The 22,541-nt window shown below is 70.7% G+C and carries 22 protein-coding genes; 2 read left to right on the top strand and 20 right to left on the bottom strand.

The annotated features are described in order from the left end of the window. Window positions 1–22 precede the first annotated feature (22 nt). From ABT085_RS06650 to ABT085_RS06640, 3 genes are all read right to left on the bottom strand, one after another. Window positions 23–2,548, bottom strand: coding sequence for an ATP-binding protein (locus ABT085_RS06650; RefSeq protein ID WP_351602859.1), 2,526 nt, complete (start codon window positions 2,546–2,548; stop codon window positions 23–25). 438 nt (window positions 2,549–2,986) lie between these two features. Further along, window positions 2,987–3,310 carry an STAS domain-containing protein gene (locus ABT085_RS06645; RefSeq protein WP_152892817.1) on the bottom strand — a complete coding sequence of 108 codons (324 nt, stop codon included), beginning with the start codon at window positions 3,308–3,310 and terminating at the stop codon, window positions 2,987–2,989. 169 nt (window positions 3,311–3,479) lie between these two features. Next, window positions 3,480–4,328 (bottom strand): 3-hydroxyacyl-CoA dehydrogenase family protein, encoded by an 849-nt coding sequence (locus ABT085_RS06640; protein ID WP_351602854.1) that lies wholly within the window; start codon window positions 4,326–4,328, stop codon window positions 3,480–3,482. 393 nt (window positions 4,329–4,721) lie between these two features. On the opposite strand from ABT085_RS06640, the gene ABT085_RS06635 reads away from it, so the two are divergent. Next, entirely contained in the window at window positions 4,722–5,294 is a 573-nt protein-coding gene (locus ABT085_RS06635) for a cob(I)yrinic acid a,c-diamide adenosyltransferase (protein ID WP_351602850.1), read from the top strand. A 30-nt stretch (window positions 5,295–5,324) separates the two neighbouring features. Here the strand turns inward: ABT085_RS06635 and ABT085_RS06630 are convergent, their stop codons facing one another. From ABT085_RS06630 to ABT085_RS06615, 4 genes are read right to left on the bottom strand one after another with little or no spacing between them, the layout of a single operon-like run. Next, window positions 5,325–5,522, bottom strand: a complete 198-nt coding sequence (locus tag ABT085_RS06630) for a hypothetical protein (protein WP_351602848.1) — start codon at window positions 5,520–5,522, stop codon at window positions 5,325–5,327. Then, window positions 5,522–5,917, bottom strand: coding sequence for a hypothetical protein (locus ABT085_RS06625; RefSeq protein ID WP_351602846.1), 396 nt, complete (start codon window positions 5,915–5,917; stop codon window positions 5,522–5,524). Before ABT085_RS06625 ends, ABT085_RS06630 begins: the two co-directional genes overlap by 1 nt. Window positions 5,918–5,967: 50 nt before the next feature. Beyond that, window positions 5,968–7,431 (bottom strand): sensor histidine kinase, encoded by a 1,464-nt coding sequence (locus tag ABT085_RS06620; RefSeq protein WP_351602844.1) that lies wholly within the window; start codon window positions 7,429–7,431, stop codon window positions 5,968–5,970. Continuing rightward, window positions 7,428–8,123, bottom strand: a complete 696-nt coding sequence (locus tag ABT085_RS06615; protein ID WP_351602842.1) for a response regulator transcription factor — start codon at window positions 8,121–8,123, stop codon at window positions 7,428–7,430. The genes ABT085_RS06620 and ABT085_RS06615 overlap by 4 nt, the downstream gene beginning before the upstream one ends. A gap of 239 nt (window positions 8,124–8,362) precedes the next feature. Here ABT085_RS06615 and ABT085_RS06610 point away from each other — a divergent pair, with 239 nt between their 5' ends. Further along, window positions 8,363–10,189 (top strand): glycosyl hydrolase family 18 protein, encoded by a 1,827-nt coding sequence (locus ABT085_RS06610; protein ID WP_351602840.1) that lies wholly within the window; start codon window positions 8,363–8,365, stop codon window positions 10,187–10,189. A 159-nt stretch (window positions 10,190–10,348) separates the two neighbouring features. Here the strand turns inward: ABT085_RS06610 and ABT085_RS06605 are convergent, their stop codons facing one another. The 13 genes from ABT085_RS06605 to ABT085_RS06545 all read right to left on the bottom strand — a co-directional run bounded on the left by ABT085_RS06605 (window position 10,349) and on the right by ABT085_RS06545 (window position 22,541). Further along, entirely contained in the window at window positions 10,349–10,795 is a 447-nt protein-coding gene (locus ABT085_RS06605) for a DUF2550 domain-containing protein (RefSeq protein WP_351602838.1), read from the bottom strand. Between the two features lie 142 nt (window positions 10,796–10,937). Then, on the bottom strand, window positions 10,938–11,312 hold the full coding sequence (locus tag ABT085_RS06600) for a F0F1 ATP synthase subunit epsilon (protein WP_351602836.1): 375 nt from the start codon (window positions 11,310–11,312) through the stop codon (window positions 10,938–10,940). A 112-nt stretch (window positions 11,313–11,424) separates the two neighbouring features. Beyond that, entirely contained in the window at window positions 11,425–12,861 is a 1,437-nt protein-coding gene (gene atpD / locus ABT085_RS06595; RefSeq protein ID WP_351602834.1) for a F0F1 ATP synthase subunit beta, read from the bottom strand. Further along, window positions 12,861–13,778 carry a F0F1 ATP synthase subunit gamma gene (locus ABT085_RS06590; protein ID WP_351602832.1) on the bottom strand — a complete coding sequence of 306 codons (918 nt, stop codon included), beginning with the start codon at window positions 13,776–13,778 and terminating at the stop codon, window positions 12,861–12,863. The genes atpD and ABT085_RS06590 overlap by 1 nt, the downstream gene beginning before the upstream one ends. A gap of 21 nt (window positions 13,779–13,799) precedes the next feature. Continuing rightward, window positions 13,800–15,389: a F0F1 ATP synthase subunit alpha gene (atpA, locus tag ABT085_RS06585; protein WP_152892827.1), complete on the bottom strand. Its 1,590-nt coding sequence runs from the start codon at window positions 15,387–15,389 to the stop codon at window positions 13,800–13,802. Window positions 15,390–15,531: 142 nt separating this feature from the next. Then, window positions 15,532–16,353, bottom strand: coding sequence for a F0F1 ATP synthase subunit delta (locus tag ABT085_RS06580; RefSeq protein ID WP_351602830.1), 822 nt, complete (start codon window positions 16,351–16,353; stop codon window positions 15,532–15,534). Beyond that, the gene (locus ABT085_RS06575; protein ID WP_351602828.1) at window positions 16,350–16,898 is read right to left on the bottom strand and encodes a F0F1 ATP synthase subunit B; all 549 of its coding nucleotides are present in this window, start codon (window positions 16,896–16,898) and stop codon (window positions 16,350–16,352) included. The genes ABT085_RS06580 and ABT085_RS06575 overlap by 4 nt, the downstream gene beginning before the upstream one ends. A 42-nt stretch (window positions 16,899–16,940) precedes the next feature. Beyond that, window positions 16,941–17,171, bottom strand: a complete 231-nt coding sequence (gene atpE, locus ABT085_RS06570; protein ID WP_103780068.1) for an ATP synthase F0 subunit C — start codon at window positions 17,169–17,171, stop codon at window positions 16,941–16,943. 71 nt (window positions 17,172–17,242) lie between these two features. After that, complete coding sequence (gene atpB, locus ABT085_RS06565; protein WP_351602826.1) at window positions 17,243–18,076, bottom strand: F0F1 ATP synthase subunit A; 834 nt, start codon at window positions 18,074–18,076, stop codon at window positions 17,243–17,245. A gap of 210 nt (window positions 18,077–18,286) precedes the next feature. Next, window positions 18,287–18,733 (bottom strand): Cg1360 family ATP-synthase-associated protein, encoded by a 447-nt coding sequence (locus ABT085_RS06560; protein WP_351602824.1) that lies wholly within the window; start codon window positions 18,731–18,733, stop codon window positions 18,287–18,289. A gap of 302 nt (window positions 18,734–19,035) precedes the next feature. After that, the gene (locus ABT085_RS06555) at window positions 19,036–20,439 is read right to left on the bottom strand and encodes an MraY family glycosyltransferase (protein ID WP_351602822.1); all 1,404 of its coding nucleotides are present in this window, start codon (window positions 20,437–20,439) and stop codon (window positions 19,036–19,038) included. Window positions 20,440–20,568: 129 nt separating this feature from the next. After that, window positions 20,569–21,807, bottom strand: coding sequence for a serine hydroxymethyltransferase (gene glyA, locus ABT085_RS06550; RefSeq protein WP_351602820.1), 1,239 nt, complete (start codon window positions 21,805–21,807; stop codon window positions 20,569–20,571). Window positions 21,808–21,890: 83 nt separating this feature from the next. After that, entirely contained in the window at window positions 21,891–22,541 is a 651-nt protein-coding gene (locus tag ABT085_RS06545; protein ID WP_351602818.1) for an arsenate reductase/protein-tyrosine-phosphatase family protein, read from the bottom strand.

The raw sequence follows: 22,541 nt of genomic DNA, 5'->3' as shown, positions 1-22,541 counted from the left end.
CCTCTGCCGCATGCGAGCGGCCTCAGATCACCGGTGCCGTGTCGCTGGGCGTGCCGGACCCGGCGCCCTCCGAGGCGGTCATGGAGGCGCTGGCGGACGCGGCGCCACCGGCCGTGTCCGTTGTGGTCGGGCTGGCGGTGGGCCCGTCGGTGGGCTCGGACGTGGTCGGCGTGGAGCTCGGGGTCGACGACGGCGACCCGGACGGCCTCGGCGAGTTCGTCGGCCTCGTCGACGGCCTCGAGGTGGGCGAGTGCGACGGCTTCTTGGTCGGCGAGCCGGAGGCGCCGCCCGCTCCCTTCGTCCCGGTCGGGTCGTCGGAGGGCTGCGCCGCGCCCGTCGGCGTCGGGTCGTCGGAGGTGCCGTAGGTGCCGTCGGGGCCCGGGTCGGTGGCCGTGGCGGACGGGGTGCCGGTGCCGGTGCCGGTCCTGCCGGTGCCGCTCTTGGACTGGTCGGCGTCCTGGCTGCCGTCGTCCAGGTCCTGGTCGGCCGAGGGGCTGACGCCGACCCGGTCGGAGGGGATGTTGGCGTCGTTCTTGTCGGAGGTGGCGCCGAGCGTCACGACCGTGCCCAGCACGGCGACGAGCAGGGCGCCCGCCCCGACCGCGACGAGGTTGCGCCGGGCCAGCCCCCGCAGGCCGCCGCGCTCCTTGTGGCCGCCGTCGGCCGCGGGCTGGTAGGTGACCAGCGCCGTGCTGTCCAGGACGAGCGGCTGGCGGACCGTGGGGATCCCTCCGGGCGGGGAGGCGGACTGCTCGGAGCGCGCGTCGGGCACCTCCTCGCCCGCCGTCGCCCGCAGTCCGGGCACGTCGCCCGTGCGATCGGCGACCAGGGCGAGGGCACGGCGGCCGACGACCGTGCCGCGCTTGTCGGCGGTCGCGCCGCGCAGCCCTATGGCCGCCTCCAGCTCGGCACGGGCCACGTCGTACTCGCCGCAGCACAGCGCGAGGATCCCCAACTCATGCCGGAAGTAGGCCTGTTCGGAGACGTCGTCGACGGTCCGGGCGGCCTCGGTGCCGACCCGCAGCGCCTGTTCCCAGGCGCCCCAGTGCATTCCGGCGGCGAAGGCGGGCGCGGCGGCGCGGGCCAGCCGGACGACGATGTGGTCCTCGGTCCCGGGCTCGTCCTCGCCGTCGCCGGCGTCGGCCGGGGTCACCGTCGGCGCCAGCACCGCAAGGGCGGTGAGCACGGCGTCGGCCTCGGCGCACACCCGGCCGGGGGTGACGGAGGGATGGCCGGCCCACCAGGCGTAGTGCCGGGCGGCGGTCAGGGCGCCGCCCTCGATGTCGTCGGCGTAGCCGGCGGCCTCCAGCTGGGTCAGGACACCGGCGGCCAGCCGGTAGCGCGGGCCGACCGGGGAGACCAGCCCGCAGGCCGCGAGCTCGCCGAGCGCGGCGTCCGCGTGGGTGTCACCGACCAGTGCCGGCAGATGCGCCTGGTGCGGCACCTCGCCGCCGAGCGCGACGGCGAAGCGCAGCGCGGCCCGGGCCGAGGTGCTCAGCCGGGAGGCGAGCAGCGGGGCGGGCGCGGCCGCCTCGGCGAGGGACGGCAGCGGCACCTCCTCGGTCGACTCTGCGTCGAAGTCGGCGTCGCCGGGCAGTTCGTCCTCGAAGACGCCGAACTCGTCGACGGCCCCGACGTCGGCCCGCAGCCGGTCGCGCTGGCGCAGCAGGGCGCCCGCCTGGACGAAGCGCAGCGGCAGGCCCTCGGACTCGAACCAGAGGTCGCCGGCCCAGTTGTTCTCCTCCTCCGTGAGCACGCGGCCGACGGCACGCTCGATGAGGTCGACACCGCCCGCGCGGTCGAGACCGCCGAGGAAGACCTCCTCCAGGGCCGCCTCGGCGGACGGGGCGGGCACCTCGGGGGTGGCGGCGATCACGAAGGCGCACTCGGGGGTGGCGTCGAGCAGTTCGTCGAGTTCGGCGCCGCCGATCTCCGCGTCGTCGAGGACGACGACCGCGCCGATCTCCCGGACGTGCCCGGCCAGCTCGTCGCGGTCCGGGCGGTGCAGGGGCGCGTCGTACACGGCGTGGAACAGGTCGTAGAGCAGGTCGCTCGCGGTGCGGCGGGCGCCGTTGAGGCGGACCACGCCGTCGGGGGCGAGGTCCGTGCAGTCCTCGGCGACGACGTCGAGAAGGCTGGTGCGGCCGGAGCCGGCCGGGCCGGTGAGGCGGACGGAGCGACCGCGGGCGAGCAGCCTGACCAGGCGTTCGCGCTCGTCCTGCCGGCCGAGCAGGGGCAGCTCCGGCTGGGCGGGACCGGCCGGGACGGGCGGCTGGGCGGCGCGTTCGGCCTCGGCGCGGGCGGCGGCGTCGAGCTTCTCGGGCCGGCCGGGGCGCTCGGCGCCGGGCGGACAGGCCTCGATCTCGCTGCCGTCCACGGGGTTGACGGTGAGCAGCAGATCGCCGGTGACCAGCTGGGCCGTACGGGCCAGGGTCGGCTTGTGCTGCGAGAAGTCGGGGGTGAGGGGATCCCTGGACGAGCGTGGCCGCGGCGCGTGGCTGTCACCGTCGTGGCCGTACTCCTCGGGTTCCCGGTCGATCGGGTCCATAGGTTCAAGCCCCCACAAGCGTCGAGTGCCGAAAGCCCCTCCCGGCCTTGCCGCACACCGCGCGTCGCTTCTGGTCCGGGCCCGCTAGAGGGTTACGAGGTCAGCGGGCAGCCGAACCCTAAACCTTCGCACAGCATCTCCGACAGCCCGGGGTACCGCGCCGTCCGAGACGTCACACTCTCATGAGGATTGCGTGCGTCAGGCGTTTCGCCGGAAGCCGACCGGGTCTCCCCCGCCCGGACCCGCTCCGCCCGCCCCGGCACACCGCACCCGCCCTCGCCGGTACGCCCGCCGTCCGTCGGCACGCCCGCGGCGCTCCGGCCGCGCACCGCACCGCACCGGGCGCGTCCTGGGGCCTGTCCGGCGTCACCGCACCGGTCCGGGTCCGCCCGCGCGGATCCGCACGCCGTCGCGCCGGACGTCACACCCGGGGCGACGTCACACCCGGGGCAGGGACTCCACGCCGATGCCGCCCTCGATCGCCAGGATCCGGTGCAGCCGGGTGGCCACCAGCAGGCGCTGCATCTGCGGCGGTACGCCGCGCAGCACCAGGCGCCGGCCGATGCGGCCGGCCCGCCGGTGGACCCCCATGATCACTCCGAGTCCGGTGGCGTCCCAGGAGTCGAGTCCGGACAGGTCGAGCACGAGATCGCCGACCCCGTCGTCGACGGCCGAGTGCAGGACCGTACGGGCGTCCGCCGCGCTGCGGACGTCGAGGCGGCCCCCGACGACCAGCTCGGCGTGGTCGCCCCTGATGTACATATGCGCTCCCCGAGAGTGCGGTGGCGTACTCCGTGACGATGACTGTGCAACCTTTGACTGCTTCAGCAGCCACCTGGTTGCCGTCTGTAAGCGAACCGATACCGAATTCACCCCCGGGGGTGATCCCCCCGGGGTCTGTGCGGTTTCGGCGCCGATACGTACGTGGCGTTCAGTACGTGTAGAAGCCCTGCCCGCTCTTGCGCCCGATGTCACCGGCGTCAACCATCCGGCGCATCAGCTCCGGCGGCGCGAACTTCTCGTCCTGGCACTCGGTGTAGATGTTGCCGGTGGCGTGCAGCAGGATGTCGACGCCGGTGAGGTCCGCGGTGGCCAGCGGGCCCATGGCGTGGCCGAAGCCCAGCTTGCAGGCGAGGTCGATGTCCTCGGCGGAGGCGACGCCCGACTCGTAGAGCTTGGTCGCCTCGACGACGAGCGCCGAGATCAGGCGGGTGGTCACGAAGCCGGCCACGTCGCGGTTGACGACGATGCAGGTCTTGCCGACGGACTCGGCGAACTCCCGCGCGGTGGCGAGGGCTTCGTCGCTGGTCTTGTAGCCGCGGACGAGCTCGACGAGCTGCATCATCGGCACCGGCGAGAAGAAGTGCACGCCGACGACCCGCTCGGGACGCTCGGTCGCCGCCGCGATCTTGGTGATCGGGATGGCGGAGGTGTTGGAGGCGAGCACGGCGTCCTCGCGCACGATCTTGTCGAGCGCGCGGAAGATCTCGTGCTTGACCTCCAGCTTCTCGAAGACGGCCTCGACGACGACGTCGGCGTCGGCGACGGCGTCCAGGTCGGTGGTCACGGTGATGCGGGCGAGCGCGGCTTCGGCGTCCTGCGCCTCCATCCGGCCCTTGGCGACGAACTTGTCGTACGACGCCTTGATCCCGTCGGTGCCACGCTTGAGCGCCTCGTCGGTGACGTCACGCAGGACGACGTCCCAGCCCGCCTGCGCGGAGACCTGGGCGATGCCGGAACCCATGAGGCCGGCTCCGATGACGGCAAGCTTCCGTGCCACTGTGCGACTCCCCTACTGCAACCGTGACTAACACGCTGTTTATGTCTGACTCTCCGGCGGACCCTAGCGCTCGCGCGCCGCTGTGTGACCGGTTAGTAACGCGCGTCACGTCTCATCTGACGGACATCACACCGGCAGGCGCCGACGCCCGCCCCGGACGGCGCAGCCGGGCGCCGCACCGCCCGAAAAGTCCTCGATGCCGCCGCGGCGCACGTGCGGCTCTCGTGGCACTTCGCCCGGATTGCGCCCGGCGGCCGTCCCCCGGCCGGACCGGACCGGCGACGCCGGGCACCCGGCTCCGCGGCATCCTCGCCGCCGTCGCCCTCGCGGCCCGCGCCGTGACGGCGGGCACACGGGTGTTCCGCGCCGCCGGGGCGTAACTACGCTGGTCCCATGGTCAATCTGACGCGCATCTACACCAGGACCGGCGACCGGGGCACCACCGCCCTCGGCGACATGAGCCGGGTCGCCAAGACGGACCCGCGGATCTCGGCGTACGCCGACGCCAACGAGGCGAACGCCGTGATCGGCGTCGCGATCGCGCTGGGCGCCCTGGACGAGGAGATCGTCACGGTCCTCGGCCGCGTCCAGAACGACCTGTTCGACGTGGGCGCGGACCTGTCGACCCCGGTCGTCGCGGACCCGGAGTTCCCGCCGCTGCGGGTGGAGCAGTCCTACGTCGACAAGCTGGAGGCGGACTGCGACCGCTTCAACGCCGAGCTGGAGAAGCTGCGGTCGTTCATCCTGCCGGGGGGCACCCCGGGCGCGGCGCTGCTGCACCAGGCGTGCACGGTCGTACGCCGGGCCGAGCGCTCGACCTGGGCGGCCCTGGAGACGCACGGCGAGGTGATGAACCCGCTCACCGCGACCTACCTCAACCGGCTCTCGGACCTGCTGTTCATCCTGGCCCGTACGGCGAACAAGGCGGTCGGGGACGTGCTCTGGGTCCCGGGCGGGGAGCGCTGACCCACGGCGCCCCCGGCCCGCCCCGCTCGCTCAGCGGCCGGTGTCGTCGCGCGCGGCGTCCCGGTCCGCCTGGGTGAGCGCCGACTCGGCGGCGTCCACCTTCTGCTGCATCTCGGAGTAGCCGGAGGGAGTGGCGGGCGTCCGCTCCGCCGTGCCGCCGTGCCCGCCGCAGCCCGCCGTGAGGACCGCCAGCAGGGCGGCGGCGGCCGCCACGGCCGTGCGGCGCATCACTTGTGCCCCGCGCCGTTGTCGTTCTGCTCGCACCAGGTCTTCACGCCGGACAGGTCCTTCTGCCGCTGCTGGAGCATCGGCAGCAGGGACTTGCGGAAGGTGAGCCGGTCCTGGAGGTAGGTGGCGATCTCGTCGTGCCCGGCCGACTTCGCGTTGTCCACGCGCTGTTGCAGACGGGCGACCGAACCGCGGGTGCCGGCGTCCCCGTTCAGTCGCGTCAGGGCGCGGCCGATCCGGTCGTCGATCTTCGGCAGCCGCTTGCAGAGCGCCCGGGCGCCGTCGCCCGTCGGGGCGGCCGTGGGCGTGCTGTCGGCGGTGGCCGCCGTCGTACCGCCCGCCAGCAGGGCCGCCGTGGCGAGCCCCACGAACAGGCGCCTTCGCCGTGCGTACATGTCCTCCTCCGTTCCCGGACGGCCGCCGTGGCCGTCCGACGCGTCGGAGGTTAGGAAGTCTCTTTGGGGAAACTCTGTGACCGGTTTGCCCCGGCTGTGCCGATCAGCCAGTCGCGGCGGCCGGGCAGGTCCCCGCCGGTGGACGGCAGCCGTACCTCGAAGCGGGCGCCCGTCCCGGCCGGGCCCTCGGTCACGCTCACGGTTCCCCGGTGCAGCGCGGTCTGCTGGGCCACCAGCGTCAGGCCGAGTCCGGACCCGGAGCTGGCGGGACCCCGCAGGAACCGCTCGAAGACCCGGGCGCGGTCCTGCGGCGGCACCCCCGGTCCGCGGTCGTCGACCGTGACCACGACCTGCTCCCCGGCGCGCCGCACCCCGACCGTCACGGTCGCCCGGCCCTGGGCGTCGCGTCCGTGGGCCAGCGCATTGGCCAGCAGGTTGTCCAGGAGCAGCCGCAGTCCCGGCTCCCAGCCGTGGACCGTCAGGCCGGGCGCCGCGTCCAGGGTGATCCGCGCGTCGGGAGCCCGGCGCCGGGCCTGGGCCACCGAGGCGTCCGCCGCCTCCGTCACGTCCACGTCGCGCAGCGCCTCCGCCTCCACCAGGTCTCCGCGGCCCAGCTCCCGCAGCATCACCAGCAGGCTCAGCAGCCGGGCGTGTTCGCCGCGCAGGTCGGCCAGCACCTCGGTGCGGTCGGGCTCCGGGAGGTCGGGGTGGCCGGTGAGGATGTCGAGGTTGGTGCCCATGCTCATCAGCGGGGTGCGCAGTTCGTGGGAGGCGGCCGCGGAGAACGAGCGGGCGGTGTCGAGCGCCTCGGCGGTGCGGGCGGCCTGTTCGTCGTAGCGGGCCAGGACCGTGCGCAGGGTGGCCGCGAGTTCGTCGACCTCGGTGACCCCGGTCGGTCCGTCCGGCAGCCGGGCGGTGCTGGTCCGCGGGTCGAGTCCGGCCGTACGACGGCCCAGGCGCCGCAGCGGACCGGCCGCGCCGGAGGCGATGCCCCAGGCCAGCAGACCGGACAGGGGCGCGGCGAGCAGCGACGTCACGGCCACCCGGCGCCTGACCAGGCGGAGTTGGGCGCGGTCGGCGGCGTCGGGCGAGAAGACCCACAGGGTGCCCGGGCCGCGCGCGGTGGTGAGCGGCACCGCCAGCACCCGCCAACTGGTGCCGCCCGCCCGCACGGTGACCGGTCCGCGCGTCCGGTGCGGCAGCGCGACCGAGGCGGCCGGCTGCGGTCCGCCGCTGAAGGTGCCGCCCGGCCCCACGACCCGTACGCCGACGTCGAGGACCGCGCTGTACAGCCGCCGCTCCCGGGTGTCGGCCGCCTTGGGCCGGTCGGCGGCGGAGACCCGCAGCAGGGCACGGGCGTCCGGCACCACGGCGGCGGCACGGGCCCGCAGATGGTCGTCCTCGGCGCGGTGCAGATCGCGGGAGACCAGCTGGAGCAGCAGCCAGCCGGAGGCCAGCACCAGCAGCGGCACGGTCACCCCGACCGCGAGCCCGATCCGGGTCGACAGCCTCACGACGGCTCGCCCCGCAGCACGAAGCCCACCCCGCGCACCGTGTGCACCAGCCGCCGCTGCCCGCCGGCCTCCAGTTTGCGCCGCAGATAGCTGACGAAGGTGTCGACGGCGTCGGTGCGGATGTCGACGTCGTAGCCCCAGACCCGCTCCAGGAGCTGGTCGCGGGTCAGGACCAGTCCGGCGTTGCGGGCGAGCACCTCCAAGAGCTCGAACTCGCGCCGGGTCAGTTCCAGGCTCCGCCCGTCCCGCAGCACCGTACGGGCCGCCGGGTCGATGACCAGGTCCGCCACGCGCAGCACCTCCCCCGCCGGCGGTCTGCGCCGCAGCAGCGCCCGCAGGCGCAGCACCAGCTCCTGGAGGGCGAACGGCTTCACCAGGTAGTCGTCCCCGCCCGCCTGGAGCCCGGCTATCCGGTCGGCGGTCTCGTCCAGCGCCGAGAGCATGAGCACGGGCAGGTCCTGGCCGTCGGCGCGCAGCCGCGCGCACACCTCGATGCCGCTGGTGCCGGGCATCGACACATCGAGGACGAGCACGTCGGGCGGCGCCTCGCGGACGGCGTCCAGGGCGGCCCGCCCGCTGTCCGCCGTCCGCACGGAGAAGCCGCTCAGCCGCAGTCCGCGCTCCAGCGAGCGCCGGATCGCCGGGTCGTCGTCCACCACCAGCACCGCCCCGGGGCGGACCCTGTCGCTCATGCGGTCAGGGTACGGCGCCCCGGCCGGCGGGGGTGCGGCACGGTGTTCCACTCAGGGCGCTCCCGGGCCTTTTGCCGCAACGGGCTATCCTCGCACCGGAGTTGAGGACTCCACTTCCCAACTGCCATAGTGGTCCAGACCTATTGACCTATGGTCCAGACCTTTCTATTCTCACGGGCACTGTGGGCGTGAAGGCTCAGTTACGCCCACCTCCCCAACTCCCCCTGAGGAGGCGCGGAATGCGCTTCAGACAACGAGCGACGGCAGGGCTCGCCACCCTGCTGCTCCCCCTGGCCGGCCTGGTCGGCCTGGCGAGTCCCGCCCAGGCCGCGAGCACCGCCACCGCCACCTACGCCAAGACCCAGGACTGGGGCACCGGCTTCGAGGGCAAGTGGACGGTCACGAACACCGGCACCGCGGCCATCAGCTCCTGGACGATCGAGTGGGACTTCCCCTCCGGCACGTCCGTCACCTCCGCCTGGGACGCCGACGTCACGTCCTCCGGCACCCACTGGACGGCCAAGAACAAGTCCTACAACGGCACCCTGGCCGCCGGCGCCTCCGTCTCCTTCGGCTTCAACGGCGCCGGATCCGGCTCGCCCTCCAACTGCAAGCTCAACGGCGGCAGTTGTGACGGCGGCACCACGGTCCCCGGCGACAGCGCACCCGGCGCGCCGGGCACCCCGACCGCCTCCGGCATCACCGACACCTCGGTGCAGCTGTCCTGGAGCGCCGCCACCGACGACAAGGGCGTCAAGAACTACGACGTCCTGCGCGGCGGCACCAAGGTCGCGACCGTGACGACGACCTCGTACACGGACACCGGTCTCACCGCCGGCACCGACTACTCGTACACCGTCCAGGCCCGCGACACCGCCGACCAGACCGGTCCGGTCAGCGGCGCCGTCTCGGTGCACACCACCGGTGGCACCACCACTCCCCCGCCCACCGGCAACAAGGTCCGCCTCGGCTACTTCACCGAGTGGGGCATCTACGGCCGCAACTACAACGTCAAGAACCTGGTGACGTCGGGCTCGGCCGCCAAGATCACGCACATCAACTACGCCTTCGGCAACGTCACCAACGGCCAGTGCGCGATCGGCGACTCCTACGCCGACTACGACAAGGCCTTCACCGCCGACCAGTCGGTCAGCGGCGTCGCCGACACCTGGGACCAGCCGCTGCGCGGCAACTTCAACCAGCTCCGCGAGCTGAAGGCCAAGTACCCGAACATCAAGGTCCTGTGGTCCTTCGGCGGCTGGACCTGGTCCGGCGGCTTCGCGCAGGCTGCGGCCAACCCGACCGCCTTCGCCAACTCCTGTTACAACCTGGTCGAGGACCCGCGCTGGGCCGACGTCTTCGACGGCATCGACATCGACTGGGAGTACCCCAACGCCTGCGGTCTGTCCTGTGACAGCAGCGGCGCCGCGGCCTACAAGAACCTGATGCAGGCCCTGCGCGCCAAGTTCGGCTCGAACAACCTGGTCACCGCGGCCACCACGGCGGACGGCACCTCCGGCGGCAAGATCGACGCCGCCGACTACGCGGGCGCCTCGCAGTACGTCGACTGGTACAACGTGATGTCGTACGACTTCTTCGGCGCGTTCAACGCCCAGGGCCCGACCGCCCCGCACTCCCCGCTCACCTCGTACAGCGGCATCCCGACCCCCGGCTTCACCACCGCCGACGCGATCGCCAAGTTCAAGGCGAAGGGCGTGCCCGCGAGCAAGCTCCTCATCGGCATCGGCTTCTACGGCCGCGGCTGGACCGGCGTCACCCAGGCGGCGCCCGGCGGCACCGCGACCGGCCCGGCGGCCGGCACCTACGAGCAGGGCATCGAGGACTACAAGGTGCTCAAGACGTCCTGCCCGTCCACCGGCCTCGTGGCCGGTACGGCGTACGCCTTCTGCGGCAACAACTGGTGGTCCTACGACACCCCGGCCACCATCGGCACCAAGATGGCCTGGGCCAAGTCCCAGGGCCTCGGCGGCGCCTTCTTCTGGGAGTTCAGCGGCGACACCAGCAACGGTGAGCTGGTGAGCGCCCTCAACAGCGGACTGTCGTAGAACAGTTCGGAGGCTGAAAGACCGACGCTCCCCTGGACCTGGTCCAGGGGAGCGTCGTCGTATGGGGGGGGAACGTCAGCCGAGCCTCAGGCGACGTTCACCCTCCCCCAACCGCTCCGCGGCCGGGGGGACCCCCACCCAGCGGGGCCCTGAACGTCGCTACGCGACGTTCACCCGCTGGCCGGGCGGGGCCGCCTCCAGCCAGGCGAGAAAACCGGTCAGCGCGTCCTCGCTCATCGCCAGTTCCAGACGGGTGCCGCGGTGCAGACACGCGAGGATCACCGAGTCGGACAGCAGCGCCAGTTCCTCCTCGCCGTCGGGCAGCCGGCGGCCGGCCACCTCGATCGACGCGCGCTCCAGGATGCGACGCGGGCGGGGGGCGTAGGAGAAGACCCGGTACCACTCGATGCGGTCGCCGTTGTAGCGGGCGACGCCGTAGCTCCAGCCCTTGCCGCTGGTGTCGGACTTCTCGGGAACGTCCCAGCGCAGGCTGCAATCGAAGGTGCCGCCCGAGCGCTGGATGAGTCTGCGCCGCAGTCCGAAGACGAACAGCCCCACCACCACCAGGGCGACGACGATTGCGCACACAGTCAGAGCGAGGACCATCGGCACCGACCTCCTCGTCTCCTAGAGAACCGTAAATAGATAACGGAACGGAAAAAACATCCAGATCTGCCTCAGCCGCGACCGGCACCGGATCGCTCCGGTCCCAGCCGCGGCTGAGGGACGTCAATGCACAGCGCGCCTGCTAGCGCGCTGCCGCCGCGCGCAGTCGTACGTCCGCACGGCGCTCGGCGTGGGCGTCGCCCTCCGCCTTCGCGCGCTCCAGCTCACGCTCCACGCGCTGGACGTCGATCTCGTCCGACAGCTCGGCGATCTCGGCCAGCAGCGACAGCTTGTTGTCCGCGAACGAGATGAAACCGCCGTGCACCGCAGCGACGACCGTTCCCCCCTCACGCGTACGGATGGTCACCGGGCCCGACTCCAGCACACCGAGCAGCGGCTGGTGACCGGGCATGACGCCGATGTCGCCGGACGTGGTGCGCGCGACGACCAGGGTCGCCTCGCCGGTCCAGACCTCTCGGTCGGCCGCGACCAACGCGACGTGCAGCTCAGCAGCCAAGGTTGGCTCCTCGGGTCACCACCCGGCGGGTCTGCCGGGTGTTGGTTACAAGTCTAGTGGGCGTGACGAAGGGGGCGGGACGCGCCCGCCCCCTTCGTCAAGAGCGCGAGGCTCAGGAGACGCCCAGCTCCTTGGCGTTGGCCTTGAGGTCCTCAATGCCACCGCAGAGGAAGAACGCCTGCTCCGGGAAGTGGTCGTACTCGCCGTCGATGATCGCGTTGAACGCGGTGATCGACTCGTCCAGCGGGACGTCCGACCCGTCGACGCCGGTGAACTGCTTGGCGACGTGGGTGTTCTGGGACAGGAAGCGCTCCACGCGACGGGCACGGTGGACGACGAGCTTGTCCTCCTCGCCGAGCTCGTCGATACCGAGGATCGCGATGATGTCCTGGAGGTCCTTGTACTTCTGGAGGACCGTCTTCACACGCATGGCGGTGTTGTAGTGGTCCGCCGCGATGTAGCGCGGGTCCAGGATGCGGGACGTGGAGTCCAGCGGGTCCACGGCCGGGTAGATGCCCTTCTCGGAGATCGGACGGGAGAGAACCGTCGTCGCGTCGAGGTGGGCGAACGTGGTGGCCGGGGCCGGGTCGGTCAGGTCGTCCGCGGGGACGTAGATCGCCTGCATCGAGGTGATCGAGTGACCACGGGTCGAGGTGATGCGCTCCTGGAGGAGACCCATCTCGTCGGCCAGGTTCGGCTGGTAACCCACCGCGGAGGGCATACGGCCGAGCAGGGTCGAGACCTCGGAACCGGCCTGCGTGAAGCGGAAGATGTTGTCGATGAAGAACAGCACGTCCTGCTTCTGCACATCGCGGAAGTACTCCGCCATGGTCAGACCGGCCAGGGCCACGCGCAGACGGGTGCCCGGGGGCTCGTCCATCTGGCCGAAGACAAGGGCCGTCTTGTCGATGACGCCCGAGTCCGCCATCTCCTCGATGAGGTCGTTGCCCTCACGGGTGCGCTCACCGACACCGGCGAACACGGAGACACCGTCGTGGTTGTTGGCGACGCGGTAGATCATCTCCTGGATGAGCACCGTCTTGCCGACGCCGGCACCACCGAACAGACCGATCTTTCCACCCTTGACGTACGGGGTGAGAAGGTCGATGACCTTGACGCCGGTCTCGAACATCTCGGTCTTCGACTCGAGCTCGTCGAAGTTCGGGGCCTTGCGGTGGATGGACCAGCGCTCGCCCTCGTACTTCTCGTCGACGTTCAGCACCTCACCGAGGGTGTTGAACACCTTGCCCTTGGTGAAGTCGCCGACCGGGACGGTGATGCCCGTGCCGGTGTCGGTCACCGGGGCCTGGCGGACCAGACCGTCGGTGGGCTGCATCGAGATGGTGCGGACCAGGCCGTCACCCAGGTGCTGGGCGACCTCCAGGGTCAGCGTCTTCTTCTCGCCCTCGTTCGCCGGGTCTGCGACCTCGACGTGCAGGGCGTTGTAGATCTCCGGCATCGCGTCGACGGGGAACTCCACGTCGACGACCGGGCCGATGACCCGGGCGACGCGGCCCGTGGCAACGGCCGTCTCAGAAGTCGTCGTCATTACTTGTCACTCCCCGCGGTCGCGTCGGCAAGGGCGCTGGCGCCACCGACGATCTCGCTGATTTCCTGGGTGATTTCGGCCTGGCGGGCCGCGTTGGCAAGACGGGAGAGCGTGTTGATCAGCTCGCCCGCGTTGTCGGTCGCCGACTTCATCGCGCGGCGCGTGGCGGCGTGCTTGGAAGCAGCCGACTGGAGCAGCGCGTTGTAGATACGGCTCTCGACGTAGCGCGGCAGCAGGGCGTCGAGGACGTCCTCCGCCGAGGGCTCGAAGTCGTAGAGCGGAAGGATCTCGCCCTGCGGCGCCGCCTCCTGCGCGACCTCTTCGAGGCTGAGCGGGAGCAGACGGTCGTCGAGCGCCGTCTGCGTCATCATCGACACGAACTCGGTGAAGACGATGTGGAGTTCATCCACGCCGCCGTCGGCCGTGTCCTTCTCGATGGCCTCGATCAGCGGAGCCGCGACCTTCTTGGCGTCCGCGTACGAGGGCTCGTCGGTGAAGCCCGACCACGACTCCACGACCTTGCGCTCGCGGAAGTTGTAGTGGGCCAGACCGCGCCGGCCGACGATGTACGTGTCGACCTGCTTGCCCTCGGCCTCCAGGCGCGCGGTCAGCTTCTCCGCGGCCTTGATGGCGTTGGAGTTGAACGCGCCTGCGAGACCGCGGTCGCTCGTCAGGAGCAGCACCGCGGACCGCACGACCGTCTCGGCCTGCGTGGTCAGCGGGTGCTTCGTGTTCGAGCCGGTACCGACCGCCGTGACCGCGCGGGTGAGCTCGGTCGCGTACGGCGTGGAGGCCGCCACCTTGCGCTGTGCCTTGACGACACGCGAGGCGGCGATCATCTCCATCGCCTTCGTGATCTTCTTGGTCGCGGTGACGGATCGGATGCGACGCTTGTAGACCCGGAGCTGGGCTCCCATGAGTCAGGTCCCTTCCTTACGTCACTTGGCCGCGGCCGGGGCGTCCTCGCCGAGAAGCTTGCCGTCCGAGGTCTCGAACTGCTTCTTGAAGGCGGCGATCGCGTCGGCAACAGCGGTGAGGGTGTCGTCCGACATCTTGCCGCCCTCCTTGATGGAGGTCATGAGGCCCTGCTCCTTGCGGTGCAGGTACTCAAGCAGCTCCTTCTCGAAGCGGCGGATGTCGGCGACCGGGACGTCGTCCATCTTGCCGGTGGTGCCGGCCCACACGGAGACGACCTGGTCCTCGGTCGGCATCGGCTGGTACTGAGCCTGCTTGAGCAGCTCGACCAGGCGCTGACCGCGCTCCAGCTGCGACTTCGACGCGGCGTCCAGGTCGGAACCGAAGGCGGCGAACGCCTCCAGCTCGCGGTACTGGGCCAGGTCGAGGCGCAGACGGCCGGAGACCTGCTTCATCGCCTTGTGCTGCGCGGAACCACCGACTCGGGAGACGGAGATACCGACGTTCAGCGCGGGGCGCTGACCGGCGTTGAACAGGTCCGACTCCAGGAAGCACTGGCCGTCGGTGATGGAGATGACGTTGGTCGGGATGAACGCCGAGACGTCGTTGGCCTTCGTCTCGACGATCGGCAGACCCGTCATCGAACCGGCGCCCAGCTCGTCGGAGAGCTTCGCGCAGCGCTCCAGCAGACGGGAGTGCAGGTAGAAGACGTCACCGGGGTAGGCCTCGCGGCCCGGCGGGCGACGCAGCAGCAGCGACACGGCGCGGTAGGCGTCGGCCTGCTTCGAGAGGTCGTCGAAGATGATGAGGACGTGCTTGCCCTCGTACATCCACTGCTGGCCGATGGCCGAACCGGTGTACGGCGCCAGGTACTTGAAGCCGGCCGGGTCGGACGCCGGGGCGGCGACGATGGTCGTGTACTCCAGCGCGCCGGCCTCTTCCAGGGCGCCACGCACGGAGGCGATGGTCGAGCCCTTCTGGCCGATGGCGACGTAGACGCAGCGGACCTGCTTCTTCGGGTCGCCCGAGCGCCAGTTGTCGCGCTGGTTGATGATCGTGTCGACGGCCAGGGCGGTCTTGCCGGTCTGGCGGTCGCCGATGATCAGCTGACGCTGGCCGCGGCCGACCGGGGTCATCGCGTCGACGGCCTTGTAGCCGGTCTCCATCGGCTCGTGCACCGACTTACGGGCCATGACGCCCGGAGCCTGAAGCTCCAGGGCGCGGCGGCCGGACGTCTCGATCTCGCCGAGGCCGTCGATCGGGTTGCCGAGCGGGTCGACGACGCGGCCGAGGTATCCCTCGCCGACAGCCACGGAGAGCACCTCACCGGTGCGGTGCACCGGCTGACCCTCCTCGATGCCGCTGAACTCACCGAGGACGATGGCGCCGATCTCGCGCTCTTCCAGGTTGAGCGCGAGGCCGAGGGTGCCGTCCTCGAACTTCAGCAGTTCGTTGGCCATGGCCGAGGGGAGACCCTCGACCTTCGCGATGCCGTCGCCGGCAAGGGTGACCGTACCGACCTCCTCGCGCGAGGCCGCGTCCGGCTTGTACGACTGGACGAAGTTCTCCAGCGCGTCCCGGATCTCCTCCGGCCGGATCGTGAGCTCCGCCATCTGGGTTCCCTGCTCTCCTTGTTGGGCCCGAAGTTTCACTTTGGGGGGATGGGGACTCCCCCCTGAAAGAGGTGAATCCTCTGCACGGCCCAACCAGGGCCGTAATTGCTTACGTACTGCTTATTGAGTTGCCGCGGGGGTGCTAGCTCGCCAGTCGGCGGCCGGCGTCCTCGATACGGTCCGCGACGGAGCCGTTGATGACCTCGTCACCGACCTGCACCCGCATCCCGCCGACGACCGAGGGGTCGACGTCGAGGTTGAGGTGCATCCTGCGGCCGTAGAGCTTTGCGAGGGCGGCGCCCAGGCGCTGCTTCTGCGTGTCGCTGAGCGGCACCGCCGAGGTGACGACGGCGACGGCGCGGTCCCGGCGCTCGGCGGCGAGCGTGGACAGGGACTCGAGTCCCGTCTCCAGGCTACGTCCGCGCGCGGCGGTCACCAGACGCGTCACCAGACGCTCGGTGGTGGCCTTCGCCCGGCCGCCGAGCAGCCGGTTCAGCAGCTCGGTCTTGGCCGCGACGGTGGCCTTGCGGTCGGTCAGCGCGGCGCGCAGCTCGGTGTTCGAGGAGACGATCCGGCCGAACCGGAACAGCTCGTCCTCGACGTCGTCGAGCGTGCCCGCCTTCTCCGCGGCGGTGAGGTCGGCGATGCTCGCCAGCTCCTCCAGCGCGTCGACCAGGTCGCGAGGCTGCGACCAGCGCGAGCGCACCGTGCCTGCCACCAGGTCGGCGGTGGTGCCGCTGACCTGGCCGGCGAGCAGGCGCTGGACCAGCTCGGCCTTGGCCTCACCGGCCTGCGCCGGGTCGGTGAGGACCCGACGCAGCGACACCTCGCGGTCGAGCAGCGCGGTGACGGCGGCCAGCTCGTCGGCGAGCCGGGCCGCGTCCACGGACGTGGAGTCCGTCAGCGCGTCGAGACGCTCACGGGCAGCTGCGAACGCCTCGCGGCTCGCTCCGTGTGCTGTCATCGAGCCGCCTCGGCCTTCTCCTCGAGCTCGTCGAGGAAGCGGTCGATCACACGGCTCTGGCGGGCGTGGTCCTCGAGGGACTCGCCGACCAGCTTGCCGGCCAGGTCGGTGGCGAGCTTGCCGACGTCCTGCCGCAGCGCGGACGCGGCGGCCTTGCGGTCTGCCTCGATCTGCGAGTGACCGGCGGCGACGATCTCCTCGCGCTGCCGCTGGCCTTCCGCGCGCATCTCGGCGATGAGCGTGGCGCCCTGCTCCTGCGCCTCCTGGCGCAGCCGCGCGGCCTCGTGGCGGGCCTCGGCGAGCTGGGCCTTGTACTGCTCAAGGACGCTCTGGGCCTCGGTCTGTGCGGCCTCGGCCTTCTCGATACCGCCCTCGATGGCCTCGCGACGCTCTTCCAGGACCTTGTTGATGGTCGGAAGAAGCTTCTTGGCGAGGAAGCCGAAGACGATGACGAAGGCGATCAGGCCGATGACGAGCTCCGGCCACGGCGGAATGAGGGGGTTCTCCTTCTCCGCCTCGGCCGCCAGCTGAACCAGGGGGTTCACATCAGTGCCTTTCGTCGAATGGGGCTGTCGCTGTCGTTCGTCTTAGTAGACGAACGGCATGACGAGGCCGATGAGGGCCAGCGCCTCACAGAAAGCGAAGCCGAGGATCTGGTTGGCGCGGATCAGACCGGCCGCCTCGGGCTGGCGGGCGAGGGCCTGGGTGCCGTTACCGAAGATGATGCCGACGCCGACGCCCGGGCCGATCGCGGCGAGGCCGTAACCGATGGAGCCGAGGTTGCCGTCAACCGCAGCGAGGGTCTGGAGAGCGGACATGCCGGTTCTTCCTTCTCTTTCAGTGACCGGTGGGGGTTGGCCACCGGATGTCTCTTGGGTGAGGGAGCGACTCAGTGGTGCTCGGCGAGCGCGCCCTGGATGAAGGTGCAGGTCAGGAGGACGAAGACGTACGCCTGGACAGCCTGGATGAAGAGCTCGAAGGCGGTCATCACGATGACCATCACGAACGAGACGGCCGAGTACGCGATGCCGATGCCGTTCAGCATGTACCAGCTGGCGATCGTGAAGAGCAGCAGCAGGGTGTGGCCGGCGAACATGTTCGCGAACAGTCGGACCGCGTGCGTGAACGGGCGGACCAGCAGGTTCGAGAAGAACTCGATGGTCATCGACAGCGGCAGCACCGCACCGAGCGACTTGTCGTAGCCGGTGACGTTCTTGAAGAAGCCGACGAAACCGTGGCGCTTGAACGTCAGCGAGACCCAGGTGACGTAGACGATCAGGGCGAGCACCGCCGGGTAGGCGATGATCGAGGTCACCGGGAAGGAGGCGACCGGGATGATCGACCAGAGGTTCATCATCCAGATGAAGAAGAACAGCGAGACGGCGAGCGGGACGTACTTCTCGCCCTCGCGCTTGCCGATCGTCTGGTAGACGATGCCGGTCCGGACGAAGTCGTAGCCGGCCTCGGCGACCATCTGGAGCTTGCCCGGGACGAGCTTCGGCTTGGCGAAAGCCGCCCAGAAGAAGCCCACCACGATGATGGAACCGAGCAGTGCCAGCAGCATCGGCTTGTTGAAGTACAGGCCGTCGGTGTCGCCCCAGAGCGGCTCGAACATGAACGAGTGCAGGCCCGGAGCCGGGAAGCCACACCCGTCGAACAGGTGGCAGCTCGTGTCGAAAGCGAGCGTCTGCGTCGGGTCAGCACTCACCGCGGGCTCCTTCATCGTGGCGCATAGGTACGGCAACCTCGTTGTGTCGGCGCGGCACGGAGCCGCGGTTCGGCACGGGACTGGTGTAACGGATGTGGGGGCGGCTGAGGGGCATCTCGCCTCGCGATCGAACAGGCGTCAGCTCGGATGCCCGCGCCCGCGATGCCGCAGTTGGCACCGGACGATAGCAGGATCTCTCGTGCGGCTTTATCCCGGCCCTACCCCTCACGACTGGTGACCCGGCTTTTCGGGCCCGTCACCCTTCGAAGAGGTGGTCGAATCGGGTTCGACGTAGAGAATCTTGGACTTCATGTGAGCACGCGTCTGCGCGGCGATCCACGTGAGAGTGCCGGCGACGAGCGTGAGCGCGAAGGCCCGGGGGTTGAACAGCGTCGTGTGCTTGAAGGCCGCGACGAAGATGAACAGCAGCAGGATCTGCGCCGCGTAGAGCATCAGACCCATTGCCTGGAACAGGTGCGGAAGCGATCTGGCGGTGCGCTGCAGTACGTAGAGCCCGATTCCCATGAAGAGGATCACGATCAGCGTCGCGACGATCGCCCCGACCGCACCCTTGCCGCCCGCGACCACGCCGCTGACGACGGCGGCGATCGCGCCGACGGCAGCCGTGGGCACAGCAGCCTGGGCCAGGATCCGGACGTCGTTGGACGGCATGGCGGCAACTCCGCTTTCAAGGGGGGCAGGGGTGTCGTCATGGACGAGCGTAGTCCCGGGTCGAGTGTTGGTGCCCTCGCGCCAAGGGACCGTCGCATTACGGTCCTTCGGCTCCATCCCGGGTTCTCGTGAACCGTATCACAAACTATTTGATGAGGTCTTTACCTGGTAGGTGTGCTTGCTGTCACACATGAGACTGACGCTGCGCGTCTGTGCAAAAACACGGCCAATGTGTCTGGTATTGGGATGCTTTGCTCCCCCACGACTTGGCAATGCTCTAGTCAGATTCTTACCTTGTGATGTCAACGCACGCGTGCGCGAGCGCCGATGGCGGTCGCCCCGTTGACCCCTGACGCCCCGTGCATCCCGGCCGCGACCGGAGCCAGTTCCTCGTCCCCGGGCACGTCCTCGGCAGGCACGTCATCGGCGGACGCGGCCTCGACGGGCACCCGCTCGGCCGGAGCGGCCTCGGCGTCCGCAGCCCGCTCCTCGTCGGCCGCCCCGGCCGCCTCCTGCGCACCGGCCGCGGCACGGGCCTTGCGGCGCCGGTAGCGCGGCGGCACGAACGCCTCGGCCCAGCGCGGGGCGCGCGGCGCGAACCGCGGCAGCAGAAGCAGCACCAGGCCCAGTGCGCAGAAGAAGACCACGCCGAGCACGATCCACATGGACGCCGCGTTCACGGAGTAGGCGAGCGCGCCGAAGGAGATCAGCGCGGACCAGAAGTACATGATCAGCACCGCGCGGCTGTGCGAGTGCCCGATCTCCAGCAGCCGGTGGTGCAGATGCCCGCGGTCCGCCGCGAACGGCGACTGGCCGCGCCAGGTGCGCCGCACGATGGCCAGGACCAGGTCGGCGGCCGGGATCGCGATGATGGTCAGCGGCATCAGCAGCGGGATGTAGACCGGCACCATCTGGTGCACGGCGCTGCGCTCGGACCCGGAGAACAGCTTCATCACGTCCGGGTCGACCTGCCCGGTCACGGAGATCGCGCCGGCCGCCAGCACCAGGCCGATCAGCATCGAACCCGAGTCGCCCATGAAGATCCGCGCGGGATGCGCGTTGTGCGGCAGGAAGCCCAGGCACATGCCCATCAGGATCGCCGCGAACAGCGTGGCCGGAGCGGCCGCCTCGATGCCGTACGAGTACCAGATCCGGTAGGCGTACATGAAGAACGCGGCCGCCGCGATGCACACCATGCCGGCGGCCAGACCGTCGAGACCGTCCACGAAGTTGACCGCGTTGATCGTGATGACGACCAGCGCCACGGTCAGCAGGGTGCCCTGCCACTGGGTCAGCGCCACGGTGCCGACGCCCGGCACCGGCAGCCACAGGATCGTCAGACCCTGCATGACCATCACACCTGCGGCGATCATCTGGCCGCCCAGCTTGATCAGGGCGTCGATCTCGAACTTGTCGTCCAGGACGCCGATCAGCCAGATCAGCGCGGCTCCGGAGAGCAGCGCGCGCGGCTCGTTCGACTTCTCGAAGACCTCGTTGAGGTTGGTGAGGTGGTCCGCGACCAGCAGTCCGGCGCACAGGCCGAAGAACATCGCGATCCCGCCGAGCCGCGGAGTGGGCTCCCGGTGCACGTCACGTGCCCGGATCTCCGGCATCGCTCCGGCCACGATCGCGAACTTACGTACCGGCCCTGTCAGCAGATACGTCACGGCGGCCGTGATGCAGAGCGTCAGCAGGTATTCACGCACGGGCTTCCCCACAGGTCTCGCAGGCCATCTCAGCCCCACACCCTAGCGAGGGACGCATATGGTTGGGGACTTCCGGGTAGCGACGATGGTTGCACGTGAGTCTGTGCACCCGTGTGCGCCTACCCCCGTTCAGCCGGAATACGGCGGAAATTCCAGCGCCAGTTGCCGCGCCTCCTCCCTGGCCAGGACGGTCTCGACATCGCCCCGCAGCACGCTCGCGAGCAGTACGGCGATCCGCGTCATCTCGGCCTCCCCCATGCCCTGTGTGGTCACCGCGGCGGTGCCCAGGCGCAGGCCACGGGTGTCGCCGTGCGGCAGCGCACAGCAGTCCAGGACCATCCCGGCCGCCGCGAGCCGCCCCCGCGCCGCACGCCCGTCGACACCGAGCGGCCCCGGATCGGCGGTGATCAGGTGGGTGTCGGTCCCGCCGGTGGTGACGACCAGTCCCTCCGCCGCCAGCCCGGCCGCCAGGACCTTCGCGTTGGCGACCACCTGATGGGCGTAGAGGGTGAAGGCGGGCGTCGCCGCCTCGCCGAACGCCACCGCCTTCGCGGCGATGGTGTGCATCTGGGCGCCGCCCTGTGTGAACGGGAAGACGGCCCGGTCCACCCGCTCGGCCAGGTCGCCGCCGCACAGGATCATGCCGCCGCGGGGCCCGCGCAGCACCTTGTGCGTGGTGGCGCACACGATGTCGGCGTACGGCACCGGGCTGGGCGCCGCTCCCCCGGCGACCAGCCCGATGGGATGGGCCGCGTCGGCGATGAGGGCGGCGCCCACCTCGTCGGCCACCTCCCGGAACAGGGCGTAGTCGAGGTGCCGGGGGTAGGCGATGGAGCCGCACACGATCGCCTTGGGCCGGTGCGTACGGGCCAGGGTGCGCACCTGGTCGTAGTCGATCAGTCCGCTCTCGGCATCGACGCCGTACCCCACGAAGTCGAACCAGCGTCCGGAGAAGTTGACCGGCGAGCCGTGCGTGAGATGGCCTCCGTACGGCAGCCCGAGGGCGAGGACCGTGTCGCCGGGCCGCAGCAGCGCGGCGTACGCGGCGAGGACGGCGGACGACCCGGAGTGCGACTGCACATTGGCGTGCTCGGCCCCGAACAGCGCCTTCGCCCGGTCCACCGCGATCCGCTCGGCGACGTCCACGATCTCGCACCCGCCGTGGTGGCGGGCCCCCGGATACCCCTCGGCGTACTTGTTCGCCAGCGGTGAGCCGAGTGCGGCCAGCACGGCCGGCGAGGTGAAGTTCTCGGCGGCGATCAGCTGCAAGGACGTCGACTGCCGGTCCTGCTCGGCGAGCAGGACCTCGGCCAGTTCGGGGTCCTGCCTGCGCAGGACGTCGGCCTCGAGGGCATGTGTGACGGCCATGATGGACTCCGGACGCGTCGACGGTGACGTACGTCCAATGTAGGCCGGGGGCACCCGGCTCGCCCGGCACCGCCGGGCGGGTCCTACATCCGCGCCGGTACCCCGGTCAGCGCCGTCACCACCGGATCCAGCGCCTCGTGTATCTCGTCCCCGATGGACCGGAAGAACGGCAGCGGTGCCCCGTACGGGTCGAACACCTCGTCCGCCTCGGCGGTCGGGGCCAGCAGCCAGCCGCGCAGCGCCGCGGCCGCCCGCACCAGCGCGCGGGCCCGCATGACCACCCCGTCCTCCAGGGGCGGCAGGGTCGCCGGGTCGATCGCGCGGACCAGCCGGGTGAACTCCTTCAGCGTGAACGTGCGCAGCCCCGCCGAGTGCCCCATCGAGATCACCTGGGCCCGGTGGTCGCGGGTCGCCGTCAGGACCAGGTCGGCCATGATGACGTGCTCGTCGAGGAGCTCCCGGCCGACGAAGCCGGAGGCGTCCGCGCCGAAGTCGGCCAGCACGGTCTCCGCGTTGGCCTCCATGGGCGCGCCCTCGTGGCCCCACGTGCCCGCGCTCTCCACGATCAGCCCGCCGCTGAGCAGACCGCCGAGCCGGTCCGTCACGAAGTGGCGGGTCAGACGCTCGGTGATCGGCGAACGGCACACGTTGCCGGTGCTGACGTGGAGGATGCGAAAGGTGTCACGCGGGAACCCGAAGGTGCCCGTCACTTCCGCGCTGCCTATGCCACGCAT

The organism is Streptomyces sp. NPDC002265 (assembly GCF_040296125.1).
Lineage (GTDB): Bacteria > Actinomycetota > Actinomycetes > Streptomycetales > Streptomycetaceae > Streptomyces.
This window is presented reverse-complemented; position numbering and strand designations above follow the sequence as displayed.